At 60.2% G+C, this 12,123-nt stretch carries 11 protein-coding genes and 1 pseudogene; 4 read left to right on the top strand and 8 right to left on the bottom strand.

Features of this window, described 5'->3' with window-relative positions:
• From BIS10_RS13590 to BIS10_RS13575, 4 genes are all read right to left on the bottom strand, one after another.
• A partial coding sequence (locus BIS10_RS13590) for an MFS transporter (RefSeq protein WP_253505943.1) occupies positions 1 to 1,096 on the bottom strand: 1,096 nt, incomplete at its 3' end.
• Positions 1,097 to 1,133: 37 nt separating this feature from the next.
• A complete protein-coding gene (locus tag BIS10_RS13585; protein ID WP_253505940.1) occupies positions 1,134 to 1,769 on the bottom strand; it encodes a C40 family peptidase in 636 nt (211 codons plus the stop codon).
• A 105-nt stretch (positions 1,770 to 1,874) separates the two neighbouring features.
• Positions 1,875 to 4,340, bottom strand: a complete 2,466-nt coding sequence (locus BIS10_RS13580; protein ID WP_253505939.1) for a YbeU/YbeR family protein — start codon at positions 4,338 to 4,340, stop codon at positions 1,875 to 1,877.
• Between the two features lie 181 nt (positions 4,341 to 4,521).
• Complete coding sequence (locus tag BIS10_RS13575; RefSeq protein WP_253505936.1) at positions 4,522 to 4,764, bottom strand: GlsB/YeaQ/YmgE family stress response membrane protein; 243 nt, start codon at positions 4,762 to 4,764, stop codon at positions 4,522 to 4,524.
• Positions 4,765 to 4,893: 129 nt separating this feature from the next.
• On the opposite strand from BIS10_RS13575, the gene BIS10_RS13570 reads away from it, so the two are divergent.
• The 4 genes from BIS10_RS13570 to BIS10_RS13555 all read left to right on the top strand — a co-directional run bounded on the left by BIS10_RS13570 (position 4,894) and on the right by BIS10_RS13555 (position 8,488).
• Entirely contained in the window at positions 4,894 to 5,763 is an 870-nt protein-coding gene (locus BIS10_RS13570) for a D-hexose-6-phosphate mutarotase (protein ID WP_083026608.1), read from the top strand.
• A gap of 61 nt (positions 5,764 to 5,824) precedes the next feature.
• Entirely contained in the window at positions 5,825 to 6,016 is a 192-nt protein-coding gene (locus BIS10_RS13565; protein WP_058576924.1) for a hypothetical protein, read from the top strand.
• 49 nt (positions 6,017 to 6,065) lie between these two features.
• Positions 6,066 to 7,454: a YcjX family protein gene (locus tag BIS10_RS13560; RefSeq protein WP_083026609.1), complete on the top strand. Its 1,389-nt coding sequence runs from the start codon at positions 6,066 to 6,068 to the stop codon at positions 7,452 to 7,454.
• Complete coding sequence (locus BIS10_RS13555; RefSeq protein WP_083026611.1) at positions 7,451 to 8,488, top strand: YcjF family protein; 1,038 nt, start codon at positions 7,451 to 7,453, stop codon at positions 8,486 to 8,488. Before BIS10_RS13560 ends, BIS10_RS13555 begins: the two co-directional genes overlap by 4 nt.
• An 18-nt stretch (positions 8,489 to 8,506) precedes the next feature.
• Here BIS10_RS13555 and BIS10_RS13550 read toward each other — a convergent pair whose 3' ends face one another.
• The 4 genes and pseudogenes from BIS10_RS13550 to BIS10_RS13535 form a co-directional block, all read right to left on the bottom strand.
• Positions 8,507 to 9,628: an ABC transporter ATP-binding protein gene (locus BIS10_RS13550; protein ID WP_253505934.1), complete on the bottom strand. Its 1,122-nt coding sequence runs from the start codon at positions 9,626 to 9,628 to the stop codon at positions 8,507 to 8,509.
• 229 nt (positions 9,629 to 9,857) lie between these two features.
• Entirely contained in the window at positions 9,858 to 10,736 is an 879-nt protein-coding gene (locus BIS10_RS13545) for a carbohydrate ABC transporter permease (protein WP_253017051.1), read from the bottom strand.
• Positions 10,729 to 11,643, bottom strand: a complete 915-nt coding sequence (locus BIS10_RS13540) for a carbohydrate ABC transporter permease (RefSeq protein ID WP_253505931.1) — start codon at positions 11,641 to 11,643, stop codon at positions 10,729 to 10,731. The genes BIS10_RS13545 and BIS10_RS13540 overlap by 8 nt, the downstream gene beginning before the upstream one ends.
• Positions 11,644 to 11,741: 98 nt before the next feature.
• A pseudogene (locus BIS10_RS13535) lies at positions 11,742 to 12,123 on the bottom strand (sugar ABC transporter substrate-binding protein); the annotation flags it as partial.

The raw sequence follows: 12,123 nt of genomic DNA, 5'->3' as shown, positions 1-12,123 counted from the left end.
GCCACTGCGTCCAGCGCCAGAAAGGCTCCAGCCAAAAACCGCCAATGCTGGCACCGAGGTAGTAAAACACTAGGTAGAGCGCCGAGGCGCTGCCCCGTGCCCCTTGGGCATAGCGCCCCACCCAGCTAGACGCCAATGAGTGCGCCATAAAGAAGCCGAAGGCGTTAATGGTTAAGCCGAGGATGATGAGCGCCAGCGAGTCCGCCAGCGTGATGGCGGTGCCTAACATGAGAATCACAATGCCCGCACTTATGCAGCTGGCGGGGGAAAAGCGCCCCGCCAACTTGCCCGACACTGTCGAGCCAAAGGTGCCACCCAGGTAGGTGAGAAAGATCAGCCCCAGGCCACTGGCCGCCAGTTGATACGGCGCATCCGCCAAACGGAAAGTAATATAGCTGTACTGGTTAATAAAAATCAGAAAGTTAATGCCGCCAAGGAAGTAGGCAGCGAGCAGCACCGGCGAGCGTAAATGGCCGAGCAGGTCCCCCACCGCTTGGCGTAATTGAAAGCGCTTAGGCGTAAAGGCTTGGCTATTGGGCAGTAGCCGCCAAAAAATGATACAGCCCACCACGGTCATGGCACCCACCGCGAGAAACGCAGCGCTAGGCCCACCGATGGCCGCCGCCCCGCCCCCAACAATACGCCCGCTAATACCGCCTAACGAATTGGCCCCAATATAAAGCCCCACGGCACTCAGCAAGGCGGTTTTATCGAACTCGTCCCCCATCCAGGCAATCGCTACGGCGGGCAAGCCGCCGAGCACGAAGCCTTGCAGCAAGCGCAGAAACAATAAACTCTCGAAGGTAGGCGCAAAAGCTAAAGCGAGCGACAAACCACCCGCCAGGAGCAGCGTGATACGCATAATCCCTTCGCGGCCAATGGCATCGGAGAGCGGCCCAAACACCAGAAGCGCCAAGGCCAAAGAGAGCGTAGATACCGACATCAGCAGGCTGACGCCTAAGGTGGAAACCCCGTAAGCCTCTTTCAGGCCCGGCAATAGCGGTTGCGGCACATACAGGTTAATAAACACCAAAAACGACCCTAAACATAGGGCCGCCGTCGCGCGCCACCAGGCGCGCGTTTTTGCTTCAATCATGTCCTTTCCAATGTTGACCGACGCGCACGGCCGACACTTACGGCGTATAACGACTGCTGAGCTGGGCCAGATTCGTCGGCTCTAGCGCACGACGCGATTGCCAGTAGTAGCGCTGCCAATAGCTATTATCTAAACGTGAAATAATCACGCCCTTGGATGTGGAAGCATGGAGGAAATAGCCATTGCCGACGTAAATGCCCACGTGATTGTAGCGTCCAGGGGGGCGGAAGAAGACCAGATCGCCCGCCTGCAGCTCTTGGCGGTCGATCGGGCGTCCCTCATGCACTTGATCATAGGTAGTACGGGGTAACTCAACGTCAAAGGTATCGCGGAAAACGTTTCTTACCAGGGCAGAGCAGTCGATCCCTCGATCCGTCGTCCCTCCAATCCGATAAGGCGTTCCGGCCCACCGCTGATGCTGCTCTAACAGCGCTTGGCGAACGACCGTTGGCGGGGGCGTCTGCAGGTTACGCAGGTGAGCACTGATAGGATCAACGGGCGACATTTGAGGAGTAGCACCCTCCATGCCCGGAAGCGACATCGAGAAATAATCCTCAGGGGCTTCCATGCCCTGACGTGAGGCGGAGCCTGCACAGCCAGCTAACAGAGCAACGACGACACAAACACTTACAACACGGACAGCGGTCACAGCGGGGTGTGGCGACGCAACCATGCGATTAACCTCGTGACAGAATGAAAAATGGAAAAGACCCAAGCATGAGAAAACTCATTTTTATAAACCCTGGACTATAAGCCAGTTGTCCTATGCTTGGCGAGTCTAATGTAGAATCCGTTGATCACCCGGCAGCGTATCAATATGCAGCGGCGCAAAATGGCGCGGCTTATTGCCCGGAAAATCAAGGCTTGCCCAGGGGCCTGCCAGCACCGGCGCTCCGCATAGCCACGCCACCAGCGCCTGCCGGAAGCCCGCTAAAAAGCTCTCACGCTCGGGGGTTTCGCCCATAAAAAACGAGAAGCCTGCGTACATGCCAGCCGCATACTCCTGCCAACCGGAGTAGTGATCCGCCGCTAATTGGTAGGCGCGGTCGAGCACCTCAGCAAACGCCTGCTTGTCGAGCCAGCCTAGCTGCCGTGCCGCAATAGCGAGATCCACGAGCTGGGCAATGTCCCAGGCGGCCATGTCGACATCGTTACAGCCATCTTCGTTGGTACTGACACGGCGCAGGCGTAGCAGGTGGTGGCGCTCTTCTTCGCCGCAGTCGCCGGATTCCAAAATGGCGATTTCGGACGCCAACCGCTCCGGATTCAGCGTGTAGGGCGCGTAGTTGATCTGGTACTCCTGGCGGTCACCCGACTCCAGCATGAAGGTTAAAAACTCCTGCATATCGTCGGCGCTGGTGAGGTGGTAGTGGCTCTCTACCCATTCGCGAATATCGGCGCACTCACGAAGGCTTTCCAACTGCGGCTCGCTCCACACCGCACTGTTCAGCGGCCCCACCAACGACATCGCCGTAAAATGGCTCAGAGTGGGCCGTTCGCCAGGCTCGCACCAGGCATCCGGCCGCCAATCCAACCAGTGGAACAAGCTGCCTGGGTCTTCCAGGTGCCAAGCAATCTCGTTAATCAGCGAATCGTGCTCCGGCTCCGGCAGGCAGCTCTCCCAGGCAAACCAGGCTTCTAGCAGACGCTTGGGAGTCGCATAAAAACGGCATAGGCAGCTCCGTAGGGCGCTGGCGTGCTGCATGAGCGGTTCGCGCTCGAATAGGCCGCTATCGAGGGCCATGTGCAGGTAGAAGGCAAACTTCTCGGCCATGTGAATCGTGGCGGCGTGGCGGCTCACCCCTTTCACCGCATTGCGCTGTTTTAGCTCATCAGGGGTCGGCTGGCCAAAGCGCGTTTGCGACGGAGGCAGCACGCCGTGAACGGCATCCGCCGCTAGCTGGTTGAGGTGGTGGGCCTGGGCGGGTAGCCAATAGCGCGCCAGCACTTGATGGCCTTCATCCGCATGCAGGCCAAGTGAATCCTGTAGGTAGACAGCGGCATCAGCGCGGCGCTGCTCGGCAATCGGGGCCGAGGGATTGAGCTGACGCAGCATGACATCCGGCTCGCGTACGCCAGCCAGGGCGAGCAGCCAATGGTGCGGCGTGTTGCGCCACGCTTTGATACGCGTACGCGAGGCTTGGCGAGTCGGCTCGTCCAGTAACGCACCCAGCGAGTGCTTCCAGGGGCTATGGGCAGCGTGCATTAACAGCTTGTGGCGGGCGCTGGGTGTCATCCCCCGGCGATCAACGCCCTCGAACAGGCTTTGCCCGCGCATGTAGGCTTTCAGTACTGCGTGCCAGTCGTGGTAACGACGACCCACGAGGTCAGCCGCATGGGCCGCTAGGTCGTCCGCTTCCGCCTGGCTTAGCCAGCCGCAGCAAGCACCAGCCCAGGCGAGCTCTACTAACCGCAGCCAATCCCAGGCGGCCCACTCCAACGGCTCGCCCTGATTGACGAACGCAGTGAGCACGGGCGCGTAGGGAGCATCGTTCACCGCACCCCGCTGCCACTCTTGGCGCTGGGCACGATCCATGGTCAGCAGTTCGCGGGCTTCAATATCCCAGCGCTGGCGCTCACCCTGGGCACTTAGCCATAGCATCACTTCTAATAGCTGCTCGCGGTCATACACTTGCCAGATGTGCCCTAACCACTCGCTGGCATCGGGCCAGTCGGCGGCGCTAGCCGGGTAGCTCACCACTGGGCGAAACAGCGCGCCCAACCGCCAAGGCTGAGCTTCTGGGGCTTGCGGCCATAGCGAAGCCGGTGCAGGGCGTTGCGCTAGCTCAGTATCCAGGGTTTGCCATGTGATACCTTCACCTTCACTCTCTAGATCCGCCAGCGCTTGGCAGGCGTCGATAAAACGGTCATCTGCGCCAGTTTCCCAACCTTTGGCCCCCAGCGCGCGACGTAGATCCGACAGCCACCCTCGCTGATCGCTGTAGTCAGAAGTGATGCGCCGTGTTAAGTGGTGTGCCCAGTTCGTCGCCTGAGCCTGGCTTAGCCAACCCGCCGCCCCGGCGAGTGCTGCCCACTCCAGCGCGCCCAACAGCTGATCGGCGCTGCCTGACGGTGCGCCGAGTGCAAAAAACAGCTGGTCTGCCAACGCGCCACGATCTGTAATACCCAGTTCTAGCAGGCGTTGCTCCGCCGCGACCGCATCCACCGCCAGTGGGTGCGGTGTAAAAGCCCAATCACACAGCACCAGCTGTTGAGCCCACCAGGCATTTAGTGCGTCGACCAAAAGACACCTCGAAGAAACAGAAAGCGATCAATGAAAGCCATAACCAACCAGAGCAGCCCAACGAGGCCGCCAAAAGCGGCATAGTGTAACGGAATCTGCGGCTAAGACCGATAGCAGCCGCACAAAACAGCGCTGCCCGGCACAAAGGCCGGGCAGCGATTACCGCAAAGAGCAGCGTGCGCTAAGCGCTTTTGACTTTACTAATGACCCATAGCAAGACCACCGCCCCCACGGTTGCCGTGACCAGCGAGCCGATAAAGCCACCCGCCTGTAAACCCAGCAAACTAAATAAGAAGCCCCCGACGAGCGCGCCAACCACACCCACGCCGATGTTGCCTAAAATACCAAAACCACCGCCACGCATGATGTTGCCAGCAATCCAGCCAGCTAAACCACCAATAATTAACCATGCTATAAAGCTCATACAACCTCCTTGGTTTCACTCAGCTTGGGGTTTTACCTTCAACCTATCCTTCCACCTATGCTTGTCCTACCATAGCACACGGCGCTACTGTTCTGCCCATTTGTTGCCTTTTCCCACAAGGATCCTCTTATGATTCCCGACTCCCTTAAACAGCTACTTAGCCACGTTGATGGTCATCAACGGGTCACCTGGGAGGGGCGTGACGTCGCGCTCTTCAACATGGTCTGGGGGGAAATGGCGATCAGCCTGCAGGGCGCGCAGGTACTGCACTTTCAGCCCGCCGATGACACCGACTGGCTATGGGTGACGCCAACGCCGCAGGCGCTGCCGGGCGCGATCCGTGGCGGCATTCCGCTCTGCTGGCCCTGGTTTGCCGACGAGCGCTACGCCGATGAGAGCCCTGAGCGTACCGGCCCCTTCCACGGGCTTGCCCGCCACGCCATGTGGCGCCTGGACGCCGTTGACGACCACGCCGAAGGCATCGAAGTGCACCTCTCGCCGGAAGAGCGCCTACATAGCCAGCTCACCGCCCGCGTGGTCATTCAAGCCAACGCCCAGCGGCTAAACGTTGAGATCATCAGCGAAAACATTGGCGATGCTCCGATCAAAACTAGCGGCGCACTGCATACCTACCTGGCCGTTAATGAGGTGCATCAATGCCGCTTAGAAGGCCTCGCGGGTGCACGCTATTTGGATAAGCTGCGTGACTTTGCTGAATCTGAGCAACAGGGCACGCTGGCGATTCGTGGCCCAGTCGACCGTATTTATCATACCAATGAAGCGGTGCTGCTCAACGACGGTCAGCGCACGCTGCGCATCGGCAAGCAGTCCAGCGACTCAACGGTGGTCTGGCACCCGGATAGCGATCTGCCCAGCGACACGCCCGCCGACGCCGCCAAACACTTTTTATGCGTCGAGGCCGCCAATACTCGACTTGATCCGGTTTGGTTGGTACCCGGGGCGCAGCACCTGCTAGGGACGACAATAAGCCGCGGTTAATGATCGGTTCATCAAGGATTTGCTATGATCAGGCCATGGATATCCCCCCAAAGGAGAGACGATGGATCCACAGCAATGGCTGGAAGCAGCCACGCTTGCCTTTAACCTGATCGGCATGGTGGTGTGCTTGGTTGGCTTAACGCTTGCGCAAAAAATGCAGCGCCGCTGGCCCGGCTATAGCCTCGCGGTCGTCGGTTTTATCATTGCGACCCTGCCCATGCTCTCCCAGCTTGTCTTGATGTGGCAGCGCTAACGCTCGACCAACTCGCCAAGATGCCCCACCCGATGAAGGAAGCGACAGGATGCGCCAGCCGTTAAGCCGCGAATTGAGCAACATGTTAGAGCGAAGCCGAGACCGGCAGCTGCGGCTGGCGGTGACAGGCCTTTCGCAAGCGGGTAAAACGGCGTTTTTAACCTCGCTGGTGAACCAACTACGCCATGCAGGCGTAGAAGCACAGTTAGACCTGTTACCGGTTGCCCGTGAAGGCCGACTGCTAGGCGCGCAGCGTTTAAATCAGCCGGACTTAGGCGTACCACGCTTCCCCTATGACCCTGGCATGGCATCGCTGAGAGACGTACCGCCGCGCTGGCCCGAGCCCACCCGCGGCATTAGCGAGCTGCGTTTACAGCTGCGCTACCGCCCTGCCCAGCAGGGCTGGTTCACGCCGGATATCGCTCACTTGACGCTGGATCTGTTCGATTACCCCGGCGAATGGCTGCTGGATTTGCCGCTGCTGCAGCACGACTTCTATAGCTGGAGCCAGAGCCAAGCCCAGCACGAAGGCCCACACCGCCGGGCACTGTTTAGCGAATGGCTGGCCGAGGCAGAGCAGCTAGACCCTACGGCAGAAGCCGATGAAGCACAGCTCGCCACGCTGGCCGAGGCCTACGCATTGGGCCTGCGTCGCGCCAAGCAGGCGGGCTTTTCTGACCTGCAGCCAGGGCGTTTTTTGCTGCCCGGCGAGCTGGATGGCGCACCGGTGCTGCAGTTCTTCCCGCTGCCCGGATTAGATACTCCCAAAGAAACCCTCGACACCCTGCCCGAATCGAGCCTCTACGCCACCCTGGCGGCGCGTTTTCGCTACTATCAGCAGCAGGTGGTGCGCCCCTTCTACCGCGACCACTTCCGCCGCTTTGACCGCCAGATTGTACTGGTGGACGTGCTGGGCGCGCTCAACGCCGGGCCGGAGCGTTTCGAGGATCTTTCCCGCGCGCTACAACAGCTGATGAAGAGCTTTGATTACGGCAAGCGCAGCCTGCTGACCCGCCTGTTCGCTCCTAAAATTGACCGCCTCGCTATTGCCGCTACCAAAGCGGACCACGTGACGCCCGACCAGCACACCCACGTGGTGCAGCTGTTAGAAGCGCTGCTGGCGGAGCCATTGAAAGACTTACGCTTTGCCGATATCCCGGTGAAAGCGCTGTCGCTGGCGGCCATTCGCGCCACCGAGGCCCGCGAAGTGCTTCATGATGGCAAGCGAACGCCAGCGCTGAAAGGCACCACGTTAGAAGGTGAAGACGTGCTGGTGTACCCCGGCGATGTGCCCAGCCGCCTGCCCAAAGCCGATTTTTGGCAGCAGCAAGGGTTTGATTTCCCCAGTTTCCGCCCGGTGCCCGCCGATAGCGAGGCACTGCCCCACATCCGTATGGACGCCGCGATTGACTGGCTGATTGGAGACAAACTGACATGAGCAACCCTCAGCCTCGCCGCGACTTCCACACCGAAGCGCCGCCCGAGCCTACCCAGGAAACCCTGCGCCAGCATGAACGCTTTGCGGCGACTGAATCACACCAACCGCTGGCGACCCAAGCCGAGCTAAAAGCGCTGCCGGAAGAGACCCTTGGCGCGCCCCGCAAACGCCGCTGGGGGCTGATGTTTGCCTTGGCAGGCGGTGCCACACTCGGCACGGTAGAGCTGGCAACCGGAATTCCTGATGCGCTGTCCCAGTCCCAGTGGATGGCGATGGCATGGCAGCTGTTTGGGATTAGCCTGATTGGCTTGGGCGGCGTATCGCTTCTCAAGGAGCTGGGCCGTTTGCGGCGCTTAAAGCGGCACGATCAGCTACGGGCCAACCTAGCTGAGCTTCCCCAGCGCTCCAGCAAACAAGCCCAGGCGATGGCCGTTCAATTAAAACAGCAGCTTGCACTGAGCAACGACGACCCGCACTGGCTGGCCTTTCAGCGAGCGTGCCAACCGCACCATAGCGGTGAAGAGATTCAAACCCTGCTGCGCTACCACCTGCTAGCCCCCCGTGATCGGGAAGCTCAGCGGTTGATTACGCGCATGTCGGGGGAAACCGCCATCATGGTGGCGGTTTCCCCGCTAACCCTGGTGGATATGGCACTGGTGGCGTGGCGCAGCCTTGCCATGGTGGATAGGCTAAGCCGCCTGTACGGCCTGGAACTTGGCTACGCCAGCCGCCTGCGGCTATTTCGCCACGTGCTGCATAACATGGCGTTTGCAGGCGCCAGCGAACTGGCTACCGATGCCAGCATGGACATGCTCTCGCTGGACTTGGCAGGCCGCCTTTCGGCAAGAGCCGGCCAAGGCTTAGCAACGGGGCTGCTGAGCGCCCGCCTCGGTATGCGCGCTCAGCGACTGTGCCGCCCGGTGGCGTTTACACCAGAAGAGCAGCCCAAACTAGCCGATCTTCGCCAAGACCTCTGGCGGCAGATCAAGCGGCTTGATAAAGAGCCCGCCCCCGCCGCACGCAACAGCGATTAATACCGCTCACCCAGCGGCTCAAGCCAGCCGCTGCTCGGTTTCAGCATCGAACAGCACCGCCCGGGACATATCGACCCTCAGCGCCAAGCGCTCACCGGGCGACACCTCACACTTCGGCCCAACCCGCGCGGTAATCTCCTGCTCGCCCAGCGGCAGGCGCAGCAGAATATCGGCACCGGTCGGCTCCACCACGCTCACCTTGGCTTCCAGCAGCGTGCCTTCGGCCTGCTCGCTGAGCCGCACATCCTCTTCGCTGAAATGTTCAGGCCGCAGGCCGAGAATCACCGGCTTGTCGAGCTGCTCCACCAGCCCTGCCGTATGGCGGGCCGTTGGCCACGGCAGCAGTAGATCGACTTCATCGGGGGTGGCAATGCGCAGTGCATAGCCATCGCCGTCGGCTTCCAGCGTAGCGCGGATGAAGTTCATCGACGGTGAGCCCATAAAGCCTGCTACGAACATATCCACCGGGTTGTTATAGACTTCATCAGGGCTGCCTAACTGCAGAATATGGCCATCACGCATCACCGCGATGCAGTCTGCCAAAGTCATGGCTTCTACTTGGTCGTGGGTAACGTAGACGATGGTGGTGCCTAAACGCTGGTGGAGCTTTTTGATCTCGGTGCGCATATCTACGCGCAGCTTGGCGTCCAGGTTCGAGAGCGGCTCGTCGAACAGATAGACCTTAGGCTCCCGCGCTAGGGCGCGGCCCATGGCCACCCGCTGGCGCTGGCCGCCGGAGAGCTGGGCGGGCTTGCGTTCTAACAGGTGGGAGATTTGCAGCAGATCGGCCACCCGCTCCACGGCGGCTTCCCGCTCGGCCTTGGGCACTTTGCGCATCTCTAGGCCGAAGCTGATGTTTTGGCGCACGGTCATTCTGGGGTACAGGGCGTAGGACTGGAACACCATGGCAATATCGCGCTCGGCGGGGGTGCGCCAGGTGACGTCTTCACCGTCGATATAGATATTGCCGCTGGTGACCGGCTCAAGGCCTGCGATGGCGTTCATCAGCGTGGATTTACCACAGCCGGATGGCCCCACCAGAATCAAAAACTCGCCGGAATCGATGGAGATGCTGACATCTTTCAGCACCCGCTCGCTGCCAAACTCTTTGCGTACGTTGTGAATCTCTAACGCTGCCATTATCAAAATCCTGTTCTAAGGGAGCTGGCAAGACACGCATTGGCACCGGTCAGATCACCCCTTGGCGGGGGCGCTGTAAACCCTTCCCTGGGCGCTACTTTCGCCGTCTGACCGCCATGGATGGCGGGAATGCCGGAATTGTCAGGAACATTTTCCGGCCTTGGCGAAAGCCCCCCCGCTACGGGGAGATGCTGACCTCTACCTGCGACTGCCATGCACCTAGTTGTTATTAGCCCTTTACGGAGCCTGCCGTCAGCCCACGTACGAAGTATTTACCCGCCAGCACGTACACCACCAGGGTGGGCAGCGCGGCAATCATGGCGGCGGCCATATCGACGTTGTATTCGCGCACGCCGGTGGAGGTGTTCACCAAATTATTGAGCGCCACGGTAACCGGCTGGGTGTCGTGTGCCGAGAACGCCACGCCGAATAGGAAGTCGTTCCAGATTTGGGTGAACTGCCAAATCACCGAGACCACGATGATAGGGGCGGACACCGGCAGCAGGATGCGCCAGAAAATACGGAAGAACCCGGCACCATCCAGCTTGGCCGCCGACACCAGCTCGTTGGGAATGCCCACGTAGAAGTTGCGGAAAAATAGCGTGGTAAAGGCGATACCAAACACCACGTGCACCAGGATCAGCCCCGCCCGCGAGCTGGAAAGCCCCAGCCAGCCCAGGGTTTGCGCCATGGGCAGCAGTACGACCTGAAACGGAATAAAGCAGCCAAACAGCATCAGCGCAAACACCAGCTCGGAGCCTTTGAAGCGCCATTTGGTCAGGGCGTAGCCGTTCAGCGCTCCTACGGCGGTGGAGATCAGCACCGCAGGAATGACGATAGCAAAGGAGTTCCAGAAATAACCGCCCACGCCTTCGCAGCGCATGCCGGTGCAGGCTTCGCCCCAGGCTTTTGTCCAGGGGGCCAGCGTTGGGTTTTGCGGTAACGACAGCAGCGTACCGGCGCTGATTTCGCTCAGTGGTTTAATGGAGGTCATCAGCATGACCACCAGCGGCAGCACGTAGAACAGCGCGGCGATGACCAGCACCGCGTACAGCACGCCCCGCCACAACTTGGCCGCAGGCGTTTGGCGACGAATCACATTAGCCATGTTTGCGGCTCCTTAGTTCGGAGTAGAGGTAAGGAATCAGGATGGCCAGCACACCGCCGAGCATCAGCATGGCACTGGCAGAGCCCAGGCCGATTTGCGCGCGGTTAAAGGCGTGGGTGTACATAAAGGTGGCGGGCAGGTCCGTTGCATAACCCGGCCCGCCGCCGGTAAGTGCCACTACCAAGTCAAAACTCTTGATCGCAATGTGGGCGAGAATCATCACCGCGCTGAATACCACCGGGCGGAGGCAGGGCATGACCACCCGCCAGTAGATGCGCGGCAGGCTCGCGCCATCAAGCTGGGCAGCTTTGATAATGCTATCGTCGATACCGCGCAGACCGGCGAGAAAGAGCGCCATTACGAAGCCAGAGGCCTGCCAAACGGCGGCGATCACCAAGGTATACACCGCCATATCCGGGTCAACGATCCAGTCGAACTCAAACGACTCGAAACCCCAGCTGCGCACCATGGCCTGAATGCCTAGCTGCGGGTTCAGCAGCCACTTCCACACGACCCCCGTGACGATGAACGACAGCGCCATGGGGTAGAGATACACCGTGCGTAGCGCGCCCTCCTGACGAATCTTTTGATCCAACAGCATCGCCAGCAGCGCACCCAGCACTAAGCAGATCACGATAAACAGCGTGCCAAAGATCATCAGGTTGGTAGAGGCCACCCACCAGCGCTCGTTAGCCATCAGCCGCGCATACTGGCCAAACCCGACAAAATCGTAGCTGGGCAGCATGCGCGAGCTGGTGAGTGATAGAACAAAGGTCCACAGCATAAAGCCGTAAACAAAAAACAGAGACACCGCCACCGAGGGTGCCAGCACTAGCCTTGGCAGCCAGGCCTGCAGCCGACCAGAGGCCGTTGGCCGCAACGCGGTGCGCGTTGGGGTTTCGCTCATGGGGAATTCCTCACCAGTCAACCGCTAGCGCCGCCGTTGCGGCGGCGCTGGTTACGTACGTTCAGCGCGTGCTTGCGCTATTGCCAACAGTGCCGCGCTTAAAACGAGGCGGCTTCTGCGGCGCTGACCAGTCGCTGGGCAGCCTCTTCGGCGGGCATATCGGCGTCGTTGAAGTAGTTGGTCACGACGTCAAAGATAGCCCCCTGAACGTCGGCACGAACGGCCATACCGTGGGCCATGCTGGGCACTAACCCCTCCTCTTCAGCGGTACGTTGGAAATCAGCCATCGACTGCTGGGCGCAGCTGTCGAACTCGCTCATATCCAGGTCAGGACGCGCGGGAATGGAGCCTTTGGCTAGGTTGAAGGCTTCCTGGAAGGTGGGCTCTAACACCAAGCGCGCCAGCGTGTGCTGAGCTTCACGCTCGGCATCATCGGTCACGCGGAACATCGCCAGGCTATCAATGTTGAAGGTAAAGGCG

It is taken from the genome of Halomonas sp. 707B3 (assembly GCF_024158645.1).
In the GTDB taxonomy this organism is placed as follows: Bacteria; Pseudomonadota; Gammaproteobacteria; order Pseudomonadales; family Halomonadaceae; genus Vreelandella; species Vreelandella lionensis.
Note: the sequence above shows the minus strand (reverse complement) of the source record. Positions and strands in the feature narration are given on the sequence as shown.